This is a genomic window from Patescibacteria group bacterium, assembly GCA_023380635.1.
GTDB lineage: Bacteria > Patescibacteriota > Microgenomatia > JAMCZE01 > JAMCZE01 > JAMCRP01.
Map to the genome: position 1 here is coordinate 344,367 of JAMCRP010000001.1, position 16,734 is coordinate 361,100.

The 16,734-nt window shown below is 48.3% G+C and carries 16 protein-coding genes; 15 read left to right on the forward strand and 1 reads right to left on the reverse strand.

Translation table 11 applies throughout. From position 1 onward, the window contains the following. Nucleotides 1-17 precede the first annotated feature (17 nt). Nucleotides 18-1,925: a molecular chaperone DnaK gene (gene dnaK, locus M1403_01945; GenBank protein ID MCL4397770.1), complete on the forward strand. Its 1,908-nt coding sequence runs from the start codon at nt 18-20 to the stop codon at nt 1,923-1,925. A gap of 99 nt (nt 1,926-2,024) precedes the next feature. Continuing rightward, nucleotides 2,025-2,933, forward strand: coding sequence for a DnaJ domain-containing protein (locus M1403_01950; GenBank protein ID MCL4397771.1), 909 nt, complete (start codon nt 2,025-2,027; stop codon nt 2,931-2,933). A gap of 46 nt (nt 2,934-2,979) precedes the next feature. Here M1403_01950 and M1403_01955 read toward each other — a convergent pair whose 3' ends face one another. Continuing rightward, nucleotides 2,980-3,327 carry a hypothetical protein gene (locus tag M1403_01955; GenBank protein MCL4397772.1) on the reverse strand — a complete coding sequence of 116 codons (348 nt, stop codon included), beginning with the start codon at nt 3,325-3,327 and terminating at the stop codon, nt 2,980-2,982. Between the two features lie 122 nt (nt 3,328-3,449). On the opposite strand from M1403_01955, the gene nusA reads away from it, so the two are divergent. The 13 genes from nusA to M1403_02020 all read left to right on the forward strand — a co-directional run bounded on the left by nusA (nt 3,450) and on the right by M1403_02020 (nt 16,719). Further along, nucleotides 3,450-4,550: a transcription termination factor NusA gene (gene nusA, locus M1403_01960; GenBank protein ID MCL4397773.1), complete on the forward strand. Its 1,101-nt coding sequence runs from the start codon at nt 3,450-3,452 to the stop codon at nt 4,548-4,550. 12 nt (nt 4,551-4,562) lie between these two features. Then, the gene (locus tag M1403_01965; GenBank protein MCL4397774.1) at nt 4,563-5,945 is read left to right on the forward strand and encodes a GTP-binding protein; all 1,383 of its coding nucleotides are present in this window, start codon (nt 4,563-4,565) and stop codon (nt 5,943-5,945) included. Next, nucleotides 5,942-6,859: a DHH family phosphoesterase gene (locus M1403_01970; protein ID MCL4397775.1), complete on the forward strand. Its 918-nt coding sequence runs from the start codon at nt 5,942-5,944 to the stop codon at nt 6,857-6,859. Before M1403_01965 ends, M1403_01970 begins: the two co-directional genes overlap by 4 nt. Nucleotides 6,860-6,903: 44 nt before the next feature. Beyond that, nucleotides 6,904-7,173, forward strand: coding sequence for a 30S ribosomal protein S15 (gene rpsO / locus M1403_01975; protein ID MCL4397776.1), 270 nt, complete (start codon nt 6,904-6,906; stop codon nt 7,171-7,173). 38 nt (nt 7,174-7,211) lie between these two features. Then, nucleotides 7,212-9,458: a polyribonucleotide nucleotidyltransferase gene (locus M1403_01980; GenBank protein ID MCL4397777.1), complete on the forward strand. Its 2,247-nt coding sequence runs from the start codon at nt 7,212-7,214 to the stop codon at nt 9,456-9,458. A gap of 56 nt (nt 9,459-9,514) precedes the next feature. Further along, on the forward strand, nt 9,515-9,694 hold the full coding sequence (locus tag M1403_01985; protein ID MCL4397778.1) for a DUF6496 domain-containing protein: 180 nt from the start codon (nt 9,515-9,517) through the stop codon (nt 9,692-9,694). A gap of 25 nt (nt 9,695-9,719) precedes the next feature. Next, nucleotides 9,720-10,751, forward strand: coding sequence for an AAA family ATPase (locus tag M1403_01990; GenBank protein MCL4397779.1), 1,032 nt, complete (start codon nt 9,720-9,722; stop codon nt 10,749-10,751). Further along, nucleotides 10,751-11,386 (forward strand): uracil-DNA glycosylase, encoded by a 636-nt coding sequence (locus M1403_01995; GenBank protein MCL4397780.1) that lies wholly within the window; start codon nt 10,751-10,753, stop codon nt 11,384-11,386. The genes M1403_01990 and M1403_01995 overlap by 1 nt, the downstream gene beginning before the upstream one ends. A gap of 113 nt (nt 11,387-11,499) precedes the next feature. Next, on the forward strand, nt 11,500-13,203 hold the full coding sequence (locus tag M1403_02000; GenBank protein MCL4397781.1) for a ribonuclease J: 1,704 nt from the start codon (nt 11,500-11,502) through the stop codon (nt 13,201-13,203). 46 nt (nt 13,204-13,249) lie between these two features. Next, complete coding sequence (locus M1403_02005; GenBank protein MCL4397782.1) at nt 13,250-15,403, forward strand: DNA translocase FtsK; 2,154 nt, start codon at nt 13,250-13,252, stop codon at nt 15,401-15,403. A 12-nt stretch (nt 15,404-15,415) separates the two neighbouring features. Next, nucleotides 15,416-16,048 (forward strand): helix-turn-helix domain-containing protein, encoded by a 633-nt coding sequence (locus M1403_02010; GenBank protein ID MCL4397783.1) that lies wholly within the window; start codon nt 15,416-15,418, stop codon nt 16,046-16,048. 7 nt (nt 16,049-16,055) lie between these two features. Next, nucleotides 16,056-16,322: a hypothetical protein gene (locus M1403_02015; GenBank protein ID MCL4397784.1), complete on the forward strand. Its 267-nt coding sequence runs from the start codon at nt 16,056-16,058 to the stop codon at nt 16,320-16,322. A 1-nt stretch (nt 16,323) separates the two neighbouring features. Continuing rightward, on the forward strand, nt 16,324-16,719 hold the full coding sequence (locus tag M1403_02020; GenBank protein ID MCL4397785.1) for a YtxH domain-containing protein: 396 nt from the start codon (nt 16,324-16,326) through the stop codon (nt 16,717-16,719). The last annotated feature ends 15 nt before the right edge of the window (nt 16,720-16,734 follow it).

The window sequence follows — 16,734 nt, forward strand, 5'->3', positions numbered from 1 at the left end:
TTTAATTTTTAAAAAATATGGCCAAAATAATCGGCATCGATTTAGGTACCACTAACAGTTGCGTTGCAGTCATGGAAGGCGGCGCCCCAAAAGTTATTTATAGCGCTGAAGGCCGCAATGTCATCCCTTCTGTGGTCGATCCGATTACTCATGTCGTCGGCGATGTCGCCAAACGGCAGATGGTCCTTAAACCCAAAGAAACTATCTTTTCCATAAAGCGGCTTATGGGCCGTAAGTTTTCCGACCAGTCAGTGCAATATGATATTAAATGGTTGCCATACACGATTAAAGCCGGCCGGGACGACATGGCTGATGTGGAGGTTGGAGGCCGAACCTTTACCCCGCAGGAAATTTCCGCCATGATCCTCCAGAAAATTAAAGCAGACGCCGAAAGCTATCTGGGCGGCAAAGTTACCCAGGCGGTGATTACCGTCCCCGCGTATTTTGACGATTCCCAGCGCCAGGCAACCAAACAAGCCGGGGAAATTGCCGGGCTGGAAGTGTTGCGGATTATTAACGAGCCGACGGCCGCGGCTTTGGCCTATGGCCTGGATAAGAAAAACGCCCACACTATTGCCGTTTATGACCTGGGCGGCGGCACTTTTGACATTTCCATCCTGGAGCTAGGTGAAGGAGTGTATGAAGTAAAGTCCACTAATGGCGACACTCATCTGGGCGGCGATGACTTCGACAAAAAGATTCTCGACTACATCGCCGACGAGTTTAAGAAAGAAAACCAGATCGATCTGCGTAAAGATCCGCAGGCCCTGCAAAGATTACGCGAGGCGGCGGAAAAAGCCAAGATCGAACTGTCTTCAGCCACCGAAGTGGAAATTAATCAGCCCTTTATTACTCAGGGACCAAACGGCCCCCTGCATCTGACCATGAAACTGACCCGGGCTAAACTGGAACAGGTAGTTGATGACCTGATCCAAAAATCCCTGGAACCGGTCAAAAAAGCCCTCGCCGATGCCAATAAAAAAGTCGGCGACATTGACGAAGTGGTGCTGGTCGGCGGGATGACCCGCATGCCCAAAGTCGTCGAAGTGGTGTCGAAGTTCTTCGGCAAAGAACCAAACAAGAGTGTTAATCCGGACGAAGTCGTGGCCGTGGGAGCGGCGGTTCAGGGTGGAGTTCTTGGCGGCGAGGTCAAAGATGTCCTGTTACTGGATGTTACCCCGCTGACGCTGGGTATCGAGACGCTGGGCGGAGTCTCTACCCCGCTAATTGCCAGAAACACAACGATTCCGTCGTCCAAATCGCAGATTTTCAGCACGGCCGCGGACAACCAGACCCAGGTGGAAATTAATGTCCTCCAGGGTGAACGGCCGATGGCCGCGGATAATAAATCCCTGGGGCGATTTGTCCTTGACGGGATTCCCCCGGCACCAAGAGGAGTGCCTCAAGTCGAGGTCACCTTCGATATTGATGCGAGCGGAATCCTCTCGGTCAAGGCCAAAGACAAGGCCACGGGTAAAGAGCAAAGCATCAAGATCACCGGTTCCACGGGTCTGTCCAAAGACGAAGTGGAAAAGATGACCAAAGAGGCGGAAATGCATGCTTCGGAGGACCAAAAGAAAAAAGAAGGCATTGAGGCGAAAAATAATGCCGACAGTCTGGTCTTTACCGCTGAAAAGACTCTCAAAGATGCCGGCGACAAAGTTCCGGCCGAGGTCAAAAAAGAGGTAGAAGACAAGATTACCGCCGTCAAAGAAGCCATGAAAGGCGAAGATTTGGCCGCCATTAAGACCAAAGCCGATGACTTATCGCAATCCCTCCAGAAAATTGGCCAGGCAATGTACCAATCACAGCAGTCCGCCCAAGGCGGACCCGCCTCAGGCGGCCAGGCCGGACCGGATAGTCAGGAACAGCCAAAAGAAGAACCCAAGAAAGGCGGGACAGTAGAGGGAGAGGTTGTAGAGTAATCACGAATATACGAATTCTAGACAAATATACTAATATACGAATTAATTCGTAGATTTGTATATTACTTTTGATTTGTATATTAGTGATTACTCTTTTTTATGGCAGATAAAGATTTTTACCAGACTTTAGGAGTTTCCAAAAACGCCACGGACGCGGAGATTAAAGCCGCTTACCGCAAAGCGGCTCTGCAATGGCATCCGGACCGTAATAAAGCCCCGGAAGCCAGCGAGAAATTTAAAGAGGTGAACGAAGCGTACGAGGTTTTGTCGAATCCTCAAAAACGCCAAACCTATGATCAGTTTGGATCAGCTGCTTTTCAACAAGGCCAAGGCTTCCAAGGTAATCCCTTTGCCGGAGGTTTTGGTGGACAGGGCCAGCAAGGACCATTTACCTATTCGTATCGAACTTACGGCGGCAACGCCGGGGAAAATCCCTTTGAAGGCGCGTTTGGTGGCGGCTTTTCCGATCCGTTTGAGATTTTTGAACAGTTTTTCGGCGGCGGTTTCACCGGGGGTCCCAGACGCCAAAGACGGCCGGCCTATCAATTGGAAATTTCTTTCATGGATGCCGTCAAAGGCGCGGAAAAACAGATTGAAATCAACGGCAAAGAAATGAAAATTAAAATCCCGGCTGGTGTCGATGAAGGCACCCGGGTCCGCTTTGGCAATTTCGATATTGTCTTATCTGTCAGACCAGATAAAACTTTCCAACGCGAAGGACCAAATATCTATGTTACGTCCGAAATTGATTATCCCAGCGCCGTTCTAGGGACGACTTTAGAGGTCCCGACTATTGATGGTCCGGTGACTATTAAAGTACCGGCAGGAACACAACCGGATACCATGATTCGATTACGCGGCCGAGGCGTAAAGCTGCCAAACAGCAGCCATGTCGGTGACGAATATGTCCGCGTCAAAGTCAAAATCCCCTCTCGAGTTTCTTCCGAACAGCGCGATCTTCTCGAAGAACTGCGCAAATCCTCTAAAAAAAGAAGCGGGTGGTTTTAAAGAACAAGATTATCAAAAACGTTAATAATAACGTTATTCGCGGGAGTTAGAATTGGCGGTTGAGAAAATCGGGGTTGAAAAGTTTAACTCGAGTTGACGGGCCGTCATAATTCACTGCCGATCCCGGCATTCCCGGAACCTCAAAAGCCCCCGTCTTTTCGGTAACATCATAATAACTTCCGCAGTAATTTACCGTTGCTCTATTCATAGATCCATAATCAGACCGATCTTTAATGGTCATCTCTTTTCTTAGGCCTCTAAATCTTATGTAAGCAAAATGGTTATCCCCGATTTCTACTATACTTTTACCGATTCTTTTCGGCCTGACACCGTCCTTACCTCCGACACAAACATCAATCGGATGGCCTTCCGGCGCTCGGAACCTTGTTGTCATGTCGGGAATCATACCACAATCCGCCCACTCCTTGACGCGATGGTTTTACTAGTGTTACAATAAATCCAAGTTAGGTAGGAATTGCAGGTGGGAGAAATCCCGCCTTTTATTTTGATAAATTTATGCCGGCACAAGTCCGATCAGAATTTGCTTTAGCTTTAAACCAAGTCGCTTCCGAGCGCAATATCTCGGTGGAGACGATTTTGGCTAACATTGAAGAAGCGATGCTTATGGCCTATCGCAAAGACCGGGCTATGTATGGCGAGGTCGTGGAAGTGGAACAGTTTGTCGCGTCCGTCGATTCGAACACCGGCGAAGCCAGAATTTACCGTAAGAAAGAAGACGGCTCCCGGGGCGAAGATGTCACTCCACCGGGTTTTGGCCGGATTGCCGCCCAAACTGCTGGTCAAGTTCTCCGCCAAAAAATCCGCGAAGCGGAGAAAAAGGCTGTGATTGAAGATTTTTCGCAGCGAATCGGGACCGCTGTTTCCGGAATGGTGCTGCGCTTTGACGGACCAAATATTATTATCGATATCGGCCGGGCAGAGGCCGTCATGCCGCCTGCTGAACAAAATCCGGCGGAACACTATCGCTTAAACCAGAGACTCATTTTTTACATTAAAGAAATCCGCGAATCGGCCCGGGGCCAGGAAGTGGTCGTTTCCCGCGCTTCCGAGAACCTGGTCGTTGAACTTTTCCGCAAGGAAGTGCCGGAATTCCAATCGGGCGCTGTCATAATTAAACTGATCGCCCGCGAAGCCGGCGGCCGCACCAAACTGGCCGTCGCCTCCACCCAATCCGGGGTTGATCCGGTCGGCGCGTCAGTCGGTCAAAAAGGCGTCCGGGTTCAGGCCGTCATTAACGAACTGGGCGGCAATGAAAAAGTGGATGTTATTCAATACACGGAAGATACTGCTGCTTTAATTGCTGCTGCTTTGGCTCCGGCCAAAGATATTGAAGTCATCTTAAACCAGGAAGAAAAAACGGCCATTGCCCTGGTCCCCGACGATCAGTTATCTCTGGCCATTGGCCGGGAAGGCCAAAATGTCCGCTTGGCCGCCAAACTTCTGGGTGAATGGAAAATTGATATTAAAGGAAAAGCTGAGTATGCAAAGAAAGATGAAGTAAAAGCCGAAGGGACAAAAGACGAAGAAAAAAGAGAAGAGAAAAAAGCGGAAGTCGAGCAAAGCGCGAAAAGCGAGAATCAAAATGCAGCCGAGTAACGCCCAATTTCTATGCAATCACGACCACCCATTATTGTCGTCCTGGGTCATGTTGATCACGGCAAAACTACCCTTCTGGATGCGATCCGCAGTGCAGATGTAGCTTCAAAAGAATACGGCGGAATTACTCAGGGCATCGGAGCATATCAGGTAGAAACTCCCGACGGAAAAAAACTTACCTTTATTGATACTCCCGGCCATGAAGCCTTTTCCCAAATGCGTTCGCGCGGAGCCAATGTTGCCGATATCGCGATTTTAGTCGTGGCCGCTAACGATTCTGTCATGCCGCAAACTGCCGAAAGCATCAAAATTATCCAGGCTGCTAAAATTCCCTACATCGTGGCTATTAACAAAATTGATTTGCCCGAAGCCAATTTTGACAAAGTCGTTAAAGATTTATTGCGCCATAACGTTCTTCTGGAAACTTACGGCGGCAGCGTACCCTTTATTAAAATTTCCGCCAAGAAAAAAGAAGGCATTAAAGAACTTCTGGACTTAATCGGCTTAGTCGCGGATATTGCCGAGATAAAAAGCGACCCTAACGGTCCGTTGGAATTTGCCGTAATTGAGTCAAAACTGGACAAAAACCGCGGACCGGTGGCGACACTGGTTATCCGAAGCGGCTCCCTGAAAGTCGGCCAGGAAATTACGATTGATAATCAGACCAGTAAAATCCGGGCGCTGATTGATTATCAGGGCAAAAATATTGCCGAAGCTGGGCCAGGCACACCGGTAGAAGTCTTAGGTTTACAGAAGGTCCCGCCGGTAGGTGCGGCCAAAGAAGCCAAACCTCAGGTTAAAGCGGAAGAAGGCGCGCTTAACTTGATTTTAAAAACGGATACTTTGGGTTCATTGGAAGCTCTCAGCGCCCAAATTCCGGCCAATGTTAATGTTTTGCAGTCCGGAACCGGAGAAATCAGCGAGGCGGACGTTTTATTGGCCAAACCGACTAAAGCTATCATTCTTGGCTTTAATGTGAGGGTTGCTCCGGCTGCTACCAAGCTTGCCCAGACGGAAAAAGTCTTAGTGCGAACATACAAGATAATTTATGAACTTCTCGATGAGCTTAAAGACGCGGCGGCCGGGATGCTGGCGCCGGAAACAACAGAGGAAGTCTTGGGCACGGGAGAAATTATTGCCGAGTTTCCTTACGAAAAAATGCGCGTGGCCGGCACCAAAGTCACTGACGGACGGGTGGCGCGAGGCGATTTGGTGCGGGTAACCCGCCGGGTTTCAGGAGAAAACACGGCTGTCGGCGAAAGCAAAATCAAATCCCTGCGAACCGGCAAAGAAGAGACCAATAAGGTCGAAAAAGGTAAAGAGTGCGGGATTTTACTGGAGCCTCAAATTGACTTCCGGGCCGGAGATGATATAATGGCCTATAGAATTGTATGACCAACGAGGACCTGCAACAAATTCAAAATTTAGTCGCCGGCGCCCGCCGGGTGCTTATCTTAACCCACACCAACCCTTCCGTCGACACCATGGCTTCTACTTTAGCTTTATATCTGGCAATGGCTAAAATGGGCAAAGACGTGACCGTGGCGATGGAATCTCAACCTCTGGTCGAGGTCGCCAATTTGGTGGGTATCGATCAAGTTAAAACCAGCCTGGCCGGAAAGAATCTGTTGTTAACTTATAAACCTTACAACCTGGGCGATTTTGAAAAAGTCACCTATCTGGAAGACCAGGGTCAGGCCGGAACCCTGGATGACGCTTTCAAACTGACAATTACTCCGCGCGAAGGTTACGCCCCGGATCCGAAGAATTTTACCTTTAGCTTTACCGGTGCTGCCGCCGATTTGATTTTTACCGTGGAAGTTTTGGAACCGACCCAGCTGGGTCAGCTTTATGACGCCAATTTGCTAGCTTCAACCCCGATTATTAACATCGATAATCATGATCCGAACAAAGATTACGGCAAATTTAATCTGGTTGAACCGGACGCCGCTTCCATCTCGGAAATCGTGACCTTTTTCCTGCGGGCCGTGAATGCGCAGATCGACACCGACATCGCCGGGAATTTATATCAGGGTATTCGGGCTGCCACCCAAAATTTCCAGTCACCGAAAGTGGCGGCTGCCACCTTTGAAGCCGCGGCTATCTGCCTGAGAAGCGCTAAACCCAAAACTGCTCCTCAGCAGCCGGCTGTTCAACCAAATATGAACCAAGTCCCACCTACCCAGGCCAATCCAGTCCAACCACAAAATATACTAAATACTAATAATCAGCAACCAGCGTCCAGTAACCAGGGCGTTCCTTCCGACTGGCTCGGCCCCAAATCTTACAAAGGCACTTCAGTTAGTTAGAAGCGCTTCTGGACAAGAAAATTAAGATAAGGTAAAATACAGATATGGCTTTACAGCTTGACGACAAGAAAAAGATTATCGAGAAATTCTCGCAGGGCAAAGGCGATACCGGTTCTCCGGAAGTCCAGGTGGCCCTTTTAACTCAGAGAATTCAAAATCTTACGGAACATCTCAAAAAGCACAGCCACGATGTCCATTCGCGCCGGGGCCTTTTGACTATTGTGTCCAAGCGGCGCCGTCTGTTAAACTACCTCTCGAAGAAAGCAAACGATAGATACACCAAAATCGTGGCTGCATTAGAGTTGACGAAGTAAAAGAATTTTTCTTCTTCTTTGTCCACGAATAGAACTGAATGAAAAAAAGTATCACGAAAAAGATTGAAGTCGCAGGACGCGAACTCTCTTTCGAAATTAATAAAGTGGCACCACAAGCTAACGCGTCGGTGATCGCCCGCTATGGCGATACTGAGGTTTTAGCCACTGTTATGCTTGGCGCCGAAAAAGCTTACAGTGATGGCGGAGCTCCGGTTACCGTCGATTTTGTGGAAAGGCTTTACGCCGGCGGCATCATTAAGGGTTCCCGCTGGGTCAAACGCGAAGGCCGCCCGACCGATGAGGCCATTTTAACCAACCGGTTGATTGACCGCTCCATTCGCCCGCTCTTCCCTAAAGACATGGCTAACGAAGTTCAGATTATTGTGACTTTGCTTTCCACCGACAACGCCAACGATCATGATGTTTTGGCTTTAAATGCGGTCTCTATGGCTTTGGCTGTTTCCAACATTCCCTGGAACGGGCCGGTCGCGGCTGTCCGGATGGGATATGTTTCCAAAGATGATGCCGGGTATGTGGTTAATCCTCTGACCCCGGAAATGGAATTTTCTGATTTAGATTTGGTCGTTTCTTCCAGCGCCGACGGCGTCATTATGATTGAAGCCGGAGCCAAGCAGCTGCCGGAAGACAAAGCTAATACTGCCGTGGAAAAAGCCCTGGAAGAAGACCAAAAAATTGTGGAGTTTATTAAAGATATCCAAAAAGAAGCCGGCCAGGATAAATATCCCTACAAATCCATAGCTTTGGACGAGGACCTGATCCACGAAATTGAAAAAAAGCATGGCAAAGAAATTGAAGAGTTTGTCGAAATCAAAAGCCCGGAGAGTAAGATGGACGGCTCGAGAGTGGAAGAATATAAAAAGGCTTTAACTGAAGAGTACGCGGAAAATCCTAACAAAAACCAGATTCCCCAAATTGTCGATTATCTGTTTAAAAAAGCTTTGCGCAAAAAGACCCTGGAAACCAAAAAACGGGTTGACGGCCGGAAATTCGCGGATATCCGCCCGATTTCTGCCGAAGTAGGACTGCTTCCCCGCACCCACGGTTCCGGCTTATTCCAAAGAGGCTTAACCCAAGTGCTCTCCGTGGTCACTTTGGCAAATCCTTCTCTGGAACAATGGATTGAGACGGCGGAAGGCATGGAAGAAAAAAGATACATTCATCACTATAATGCCCCGCCGTATTCTTCCGGTGAAGTGGGCCGCATTGGCGGTTTAGGCCGGCGGGAAATTGGCCACGGTGCCCTCGCTGAAAGAGCTTTGGAACCGGTCATCCCGACTGAGGAACAATTCCCTTACACCATCCGCGTGGTTTCTGAAGTCTTGTCACAAAACGGCTCGAGTTCTATGGGTTCGACCTGCGGCTCAACTTTGGCTCTGATGGATGCGGGTGTACCGATTTTGGCTCCCGTTTCAGGCGTGGCCATGGGTCTGATTGCCGAAAGCACGAGTGAATATGCGATTTTAACCGACCTGCGCGGTGAAGAAGATTTTTACGGCAACATGGATTTTAAGGTTGCCGGAACCGAAACAGGCATTACTGCCATTCAGTTGGACATTAAATTAAATGATAAATTCCGCGGCTTGACCATGAAAATGGTTAAGGAAATTTTGGCTCAAGCCCGCGAAGGCCGGCTGGAAATCTTAAAGAAAATGCTCGTGGTAATTCCGGAAAGCCGTAAAGCGGTCAGCCAATACGCGCCGAAAGTGGTCACGATGAAAATCCCGGTAGACAAAATCGGGGAAGTCATTGGCCCGGGCGGCAAAAACATCAAAAACATTATCGCGACAACCGGCGCCGCCGTGGACATTGAGGATGACGGCACGGTGACCATTTCCGCCATCGATGAAGCTGCCGTCGAACAGGCCAGAGCCTGGATTGACGGTCAAACAAGGGAACTGCAACCCGGCGAAGAATTTGAAGGCGAAGTAAAACGCATTTTACCGTTTGGCGCTTTTGTCGAAGTTTTGCCCGGCAAAGAGGGTCTGGTTCATGTTTCGAGAATGACTTCCGGTTATGTGGGCAACCCGGAAGAAGTGGTCCACATTGGCCAGAAAGTGAAAGTCCGGGTCATGGAAATTGACGAAATGGGCCGGCTTAACCTGGCTATGTACTGGGGCCCGAAAGACGAAAACGCTCAACCGCCAATGGGCCAGCAACCGGGTGGCTTCCGACCACGCGGCGGTTTTAGCGGACCAAGACGCAGTGGCTTCGGCGGCAGAGGCGGCTTTGACAGAAATCGCGGCGGAAGACGAGACCGATATTAAACCTTTCTTACTTCCTTCCTATTGCCCTATTAATGTTGTTATCTAATATTTTTCTCATGGCTAAATACGGCAAGAAGGCGCAAAAAACCATTTCTAAGGTGATGCACCAGTATGGCTTGGGAGAACTGAAAATCGGCGGCCACAGCAACAAAAAGGTCAAAAGCCGTAAACAAGCCGTGGCCATAGGCATTTCCAAAGCCCGCGCCGAAGGCGACAAAGTCCCCCGGAAAAGATAGCGCTCCTTGATGATATACTGATTCTATGGATAACCCTCAGACTGGAGAGATTGCTGTACTACAACAAAAGATAGGAAGCGTCCAACTACCGCCGGAGTTGCTGGAAAAAGCTAAAGGCATGGTCGAACGGCTCGACCGGATCGCCAAAATGGGCGGAAATTATGTTGTGGAGTTTGATAACACCAACCGGTACATTGACTGGATCACTGCCCTGCCCTGGAACAAAAAATCAGACGACATTCTCGATTTAAATCATGCTAAGGAATTACTAAACAAAAAACACTACGGCCTGCAAAGCGCCAAGGAAAGAATTTTAGAATATTTAGCCGTAAGAAAACTAAACCCTTCCGGCCGGGCGCCGATTATGGCTTTAATTGGTCTTGTTGGTACCGGCAAGACAACTTTAGCTTCTTCCGTGGCCGAAGCCATGGGACGCAAATTTGAAAGAATTCCCTTTGGCGGCATTGGCGATGCGTTGTACCTGAGAGGACAATCAAGAGCCTACCCGGATGCCGAACCAGGAGCGATTATCAAAGCCCTGCGCCGGGCGGGCACCAAAAATCCCGTTATTTTACTTGATGAAATTGACCGCGTGGATGAGGCTGCCAGAGCTACAATTATGGGTGTATTAGTAGAACTATTGGATCCCGGCCAAAATAGCGCCTACACGGACCATTTTCTCGATTACCCGTTTGATCTATCTGAAGTGCTTTTCATTGTGACCGCCAACAACTCGACGAATATTTCTACGGCAGTACTCGACAGACTAGAACTAATCTCTATGCCGTCGTACTCTGACGAAGAAAAAATCACTATTGGAAAAGATTTCGTCTTACCTAGAGCTTTGGAAGAAGCCAAACTGACTGCGGACAAACTTTCCATTGACCAGGCAGTTTGGCCCAAAATTGTCCGGCCGCTGGGTTTTGACGGCGGCATTCGGACTTTAGAGCGGACCATCAATAATATGGTTCGCAAAACCGCTTTACAAATAGTTTCGGGAGAAGTGCAGCAAGTAACTATTAATGAACAAAACCTGCCGCAATACCTGCCGCAATAATGGATAAACAACAGAAACTAGAAGAAATAGCTAAAGAAATAGCTGCGACCAAAGGCGGACCGATGGAATCTTTTGGCAGTAACCCGGTTCCCGGCGAGGGCAATCCGGACAGCGAAGTCCTGTTTATTGGGGAAGCTCCGGGCTTTCATGAAAACCAACAAAGACGGCCGTTTGTCGGCGTGTCAGGACAATTACTACGCAAGACCATGGCTGCCAACGGCTTTAACGAAAAAGATGTTTTTATTACCAATATTGTTAAGTTCCGGCCGCCGGAAAACCGCGACCCGACTCCGCAGGAGATCGAGTATTTCCGGCCATTTCTTGATGAACAGATTGAAGTTATCGATCCAAAGTTTATCGTCACTCTGGGAAGATACTCGATGTATAAATTCCTGGGGCAAGGAGCCAGCATCACCAGAATTCACGGCCAACCCAGGACTATAAAATGGAACGGCAAAACTCGTATAATATTCCCAATGTTCCATCCGGCCGCGGCCCTGCGCGATCCGCACGTGATGCAGACATTCAAAGACGATTTCGCCAAGCTAAAAGAGTTGGTAGACAAACACGAAGCGACACAAAAAACTGAAGCGAAGGAAGAGAAAAAAGATAGCGAGCAGCTCAAACTAGTCTAAATTAATAACCAAGAAACAAGAGACAAGAAACAAATCAAATTCAAATTATTAAATATTAAATATTAGTTATTAGTTTGTATCTTGTTTCTTAATTATTAGAATTTTTAAAGGACATGGCTTTTTTTAGCAGACCGAAACCAAAACAACAAATGCAGACTTTCCAGGCTAAAGGCGAAAAACTGCGCATTATTTCCCTGGGCGGTGTCGATGTCACCAAAAACATGTATGTTTTTGAAACCGACCAGGATATTATTATTGTCGATTGCGGTATCGCCTTTCCCGACGAAAATATGCCTGGGATCGATCTGATCATCCCCGACATCACCTACCTGAAGGATAAAAAGAATAAGATCCGGGCGATGTTTTTAAGCCATGGCCACGAGGACCATCGCGGAGCCTTACCCTACATACTGCCGGAGTTACCACGAATTCCTATTTACGGCACAAAGTTAACCATCGGTCTTGCCCAGATTAAATGCGAAGAGGCCGGCATCAAGGCTGATTGGCGCGTTGCTGACTTAAAAAGTCCTATCCAGGCGGGCAGTTTTTCCGTCAGTTTTGTTCATGTCGCTCACTCAATTCCCGACTCCTCGAACCTGATTATTAAAACTCCGGCCGGTGTCGTCTATTACGGTTCTGATTTTAAGTTTGACTGGACCCCGGTTGACGGCTACCCAACGGAAGTGCAAAAGATTGCCAACGCCGGATATAACGGCGTGGAACTTTTAATGTCCGACTGCGTCCGGGTAGAAAAGTCCGGCTACACCCTCTCGGAACAAAAAATTGAGGAAACTTTTGAACAACAAATCCAAAAATGCCGGGGAAAGTTTTTTATTACAACAACATCATCAAATATCAGCCGCATTCAACAGGCCGTCAATGTGGCCCAAAGACATAACCGCAAAATTGTTTTTGCCGGAAGAAGCATTGAACAAAACGCCGAGGTAGCCGTTCGCCTGGGCTATCTGACTTTGCCCAAAGACAAGATTATTCGGATTGAGGATGTTAGCCGCTATCCGGCAAACCAAATCATGGTTCTGGCGACCGGCTCTCAAGGACAGGACAATTCTGCTCTTTCTCGAATTGCCAACGGCGAACATAAGATAAAAATTAACGAAGGTGATGTGGTGGTCTTCTCTCAGGATCCGATTCCCGGCAGCGAATCGGCTGTCGACCAGCTGATTGACACCCTCATTAAAGCCGGAGCCGAAGTATATTATTCCGCCATCTTGGACGATGTCCATGTCTCCGGCCACGAAGCCGCGGACGGTTTGAAACTTATGCTTAATTTAGTCAAACCAAAATATGTCTGGCCAATTGGCGGCACCATTAGACATATTAAACACTACGCCAAACTGGCGATCGATAGCGGCTATAAACCGGAACAGATTATTACTCCGTCCGAAGGCCAGATAGTTAACATCGAGAGTGGCAAAGCCAAAGTCGACGGCTTTGTAGAAGTGAAAAATATTTTGATTGATGGTCTGGGCGTTGGTGATGTTGGCAATGTTGTTCTTCGCGACCGATTAACTATGTCCGCGGACGGAGTGGTTATGGTCATTGTGCCGGTAGAAAAAGCCACGGGCAAGATTGTGGGCAATGTGGATATTGTTTCCCGGGGATTTGTCTATATGAAAGAGTCAGATGAGCTAATCGGTGAAGCCAAACAAGTCGTCCGGGACACCCTCGCCGACCACCAAGGGCCCATGTCTGACTTCCGCTTTTTACGCCGACACATCACTGACCATCTCGAGAAATTTCTCTTCGAAGCTACCCACCGCCGCCCCCTGATCCTTCCGGTAATTGTTGAAGTGTAAAAATAGGCAGAGAAATGGTATATTGAAAGGGCATAATTTACTGCCTATGAGCCGAAGGAGATCTCCGTTCAAGCTAAAACTTCGTAAACAGACAATCTATTCTATCGTTGCCCTGGGATTGTTCGGAACTGCGGTCTTAGTAGTTGTTTCCCTGATTCTTCCTGAGGGGAAAATTCTAAGCCGGATTAACGCTCTATTTTCGCTTTATTTTGGCTGGGGCCGGATTCTTTTAGTTTTTACTCTCCTGCAGCTGGCTTTAATGTTTGCCAAAATTAAAATTTCCCTGGCGAAGACCAATGCGGTTTTAGGATATTTCTTAATTGTCACCGCTCTTTTAGGCTTGTCACAATCGGGAAATTTTGGTACCAGTGTTTTTCAGACAATTTATACTCTCATTCCTCTAAGCATCATGGTCTTTTTCATCCTTTTGCTCTTAGCTCTTTTGGGCGCCACCATTCTTTTCCAACTTTCCTTTGGCGAAGTCGTCGAAATTATCGGCGATATCATTGGCGCCGTGGCCAAATTTTTCGCCCGGCCGGGCAAAAAACCCGCCCCGGTTTTTATTAAAGACAGTCAGGTTAAAGACCAGCCGGGAATTAATACTAAACCAGGCGCGCCGGCACCCACGCCGGCTCAGGGTCCAAAAATTAACACTCCACCGCCACTAACGGCCGCTGCTCAGCAACCGGAACGCATGATTCAAAATGCTCCTCCGACTGAAAACGGCGAAGCCAAAATCTGGGAATATCCGCCGCTGTCACTTTTATCCGACAGCGCCGGCGGCAAAGCTGACCGGGGAGACATTAAACACAACGCCACGGTTATCGAAAACACTCTGGAGTCTTTTGGCATTACCGCCCATGTGGCCGAGGTCAATACCGGCCCGGCCGTCACCCAGTACGCCCTGGAAATTGCCCTGGGAACCAAATTATCCAAGATTACCACGCTGCAAAATGATCTGGCTTTGGCTTTGGCAGCTCCGGGACAGTTGCGGATTGAAGCCCCGATTCCCGGCCGCAGCATGGTTGGGATTGAAATCCCCAACCGTTCACCGGAGTTTGTCAGTATTCGAAAAATGCTGGAATCTGACGCCATGCAGCAGTCAAAGAGTAAATTGGCCGTTGCCTTGGGTCTGGATGTTTCCGGCAACCCCAAAGTAGCCGACATTGCCAAAATGCCGCATTTACTTATTGCCGGCTCTACCGGCAGCGGTAAATCGGTGGCCATTAACGCTTTTCTCACTTCGCTTTTATACCGCAATTCTCCTTCGGAACTAAAACTGATTATGGTCGATCCGAAACGCGTGGAACTATCCTTATATAACGGTATTCCCCATCTGCTTACACCGGTTATTGTTGAAGTGGACAAGGTTCTGTCGGCTCTAAAGTGGGCGATTACCGAAATGGAGCGCCGGTATAAACTTTTCGCTTCAGTCGGTGTACGCAACTTGGAAGGTTACAACGAAATGGCCGGGTTCACCTCGCTACCGTACCTGGTAATTTTCATTGACGAGATGGCCGATGTTATGATGTTTGCCCCGGTTGAGGTTGAAGATGCTATTTGCCGTCTGGCGCAAATGGCCCGGGCCACCGGAATTCACTTAGTTCTGTCCACCCAACGGCCAAGCGTTGATGTTTTAACCGGTTTAATAAAAGCCAATATTCCCGCCCGCATGGCCTTTAATGTGACCTCCATGATTGATTCACGGGTTATTATTGATACCCCCGGTGCGGAAAAATTACTGGGCAAAGGCGACATGCTCTATATTCCTCCGGATCAAAGCAAACCTAGCCGGATCCAGGGCGCGTTTGTTTCTGACGGTGAAGTTCACAAGCTGGTTGATTGGCTCAAAAGCCGCGGTGAGCCGGTGCAATATACCGAAGAGGTTACTTCTATGCAGACAATCACTAAATCCGGACCGGGCGGCAAACAAACAACCGCATCAGGAGGCGATCCTCTGGTCGATCAGGCAATCAGGATTGTTTGCCAGTATGACCGCGCTTCAGCGTCATTATTACAAAGAAAACTCTCCATCGGCTATGCCCGCGCCGCCCGCATCCTTGACACTTTGGAAGAATTAGGTATAGTGGGGCCGGGCGAAGGAAGTAAACCAAGAGATGTGTTGGTGAGAAACGCCGATGAATATTTCGCCAACCAAGGTCAAGCAACCACCACAGAGACTTCCTCCGAACCCGCTTAGGAGATAACTTTTATGACTACTGTTGGAGACATTCTGACTAATGCCCGTAACCGGAAAAAATTAACTTTAGAACAGGCGGAAAAAGCCACCAAAATCCGCCGGAAGTTTCTGGAAGCTCTGGAAAAAAACGAGTTCTCCAAACTGCCGCCGGGGACTTTTACTAAAGGCTTTATTAAAAATTACGCGGCTTTTTTAGGACTGTCCGTCGACGATACTCTGGCTTTCTACCGCCGCCAGGTTAACGAAGAAAAAATTTCCACCCTGCCAGTGAAAAATCCCGCTCCGCCGACGCCCAAGTCTCCTTTTTCTTCATTATCGTTTACCGGAGTCGGGGTCATGATCCTGGTAATTTTATTTTTTGTCTATTTGGTCTATTCCTACCTCAGTTTTGCCGGCTCTCCGGCCCTGGCTCTGGACACTCCGGCTAAAAACGCCGTCGTTAACACCGACGAAATTGAAGTAACCGGAAAAACCGATCCCGACGCTACTTTAATGATTAATAATCAAGCCGTTAGTATTAACGAAAACGGAACTTTCAGCACTAAAATTGACTTGACACCCGGCCTCAACACCATTACTATTATTGCAAGCAACAAATTCCACCGGCAAACAACAATTACCCGGAATTTACGCTTAGAAAAATGAACTGCCTATGGTAGACGCAACCCAATTTCTTCTCGTTTTTGTCATCGTCATCATTACCGTTATGCTTTCGATTATCTGCGTGCAGGTGTATTTTATCCTGCGAGAGTTTCGCCAAACCCTGACGAAAGCTAACAAAGTTCTGGACGATACTGGGGTTATTTCCGAGTCCGTCAGCAAACCGATAAGCACTTTATCAACAATGCTATTAGGTGTGAAAGGCGGATCAGCCATTGTTAAAGCTTTAACAGAGAAAAGACCGAAGGAGAAAGACTAATATGTCCGAAAACAAAAGTAGCGGAGGCTTAATAACCGGCTTAGCCATCGGCGCGGCTCTTGGTGCCGGAATAACTTTTCTGTTCGGAACTAAAAAGGGCAAGGAAATCCGGGATAATGTCCGGGAAAAATATCCCGATTTTTTCGATCAACTGGAGGATGCTTTGGGAGATGTCCGGGAAAATCTCTCCGAAGAATATGAAACTGTCGTGGATGAAGTTCAGAAAGTTAAGGACGAAGTTTCCAGTATGACTATTGGTGAAGCTAGCGACGCCGCCAAAGATGCCGTCGTGGAGAAGGTGGACAAGCTCGGCGTAGCTGTCGCCTCGCTGGGCAAACAAATTGAAAAAGCTTCTGCTAAACCCCGTTTGTTTAAGGGTATAAAACGCCACAAATAGCCTCAATTCGTGTAT

Excerpts from the sequence above, each read along its gene's own strand:
- dnaK (MCL4397770.1), top strand. The coding sequence starts at position 18 with ATGGCCAAAATAATCGGCATCGATTTAGGTACCACTAACAGTTGCGTT.
- M1403_01950 (MCL4397771.1), top strand. The coding sequence starts at position 2,025 with ATGGCAGATAAAGATTTTTACCAGACTTTAGGAGTTTCCAAAAACGCC.
- M1403_01955 (MCL4397772.1), bottom strand. The coding sequence starts at position 3,327 with ATGACAACAAGGTTCCGAGCGCCGGAAGGCCATCCGATTGATGTTTGT.
- nusA (MCL4397773.1), top strand. The coding sequence starts at position 3,450 with ATGCCGGCACAAGTCCGATCAGAATTTGCTTTAGCTTTAAACCAAGTC.
- M1403_01965 (MCL4397774.1), top strand. The coding sequence starts at position 4,563 with ATGCAATCACGACCACCCATTATTGTCGTCCTGGGTCATGTTGATCAC.
- M1403_01970 (MCL4397775.1), top strand. The coding sequence starts at position 5,942 with ATGACCAACGAGGACCTGCAACAAATTCAAAATTTAGTCGCCGGCGCC.
- rpsO (MCL4397776.1), top strand. The coding sequence starts at position 6,904 with ATGGCTTTACAGCTTGACGACAAGAAAAAGATTATCGAGAAATTCTCG.
- M1403_01980 (MCL4397777.1), top strand. The coding sequence starts at position 7,212 with ATGAAAAAAAGTATCACGAAAAAGATTGAAGTCGCAGGACGCGAACTC.
- M1403_01985 (MCL4397778.1), top strand. The coding sequence starts at position 9,515 with ATGGCTAAATACGGCAAGAAGGCGCAAAAAACCATTTCTAAGGTGATG.
- M1403_01990 (MCL4397779.1), top strand. The coding sequence starts at position 9,720 with ATGGATAACCCTCAGACTGGAGAGATTGCTGTACTACAACAAAAGATA.
- M1403_01995 (MCL4397780.1), top strand. The coding sequence starts at position 10,751 with ATGGATAAACAACAGAAACTAGAAGAAATAGCTAAAGAAATAGCTGCG.
- M1403_02000 (MCL4397781.1), top strand. The coding sequence starts at position 11,500 with ATGGCTTTTTTTAGCAGACCGAAACCAAAACAACAAATGCAGACTTTC.
- M1403_02005 (MCL4397782.1), top strand. The coding sequence starts at position 13,250 with ATGAGCCGAAGGAGATCTCCGTTCAAGCTAAAACTTCGTAAACAGACA.
- M1403_02010 (MCL4397783.1), top strand. The coding sequence starts at position 15,416 with ATGACTACTGTTGGAGACATTCTGACTAATGCCCGTAACCGGAAAAAA.
- M1403_02015 (MCL4397784.1), top strand. The coding sequence starts at position 16,056 with ATGGTAGACGCAACCCAATTTCTTCTCGTTTTTGTCATCGTCATCATT.
- M1403_02020 (MCL4397785.1), top strand. The coding sequence starts at position 16,324 with ATGTCCGAAAACAAAAGTAGCGGAGGCTTAATAACCGGCTTAGCCATC.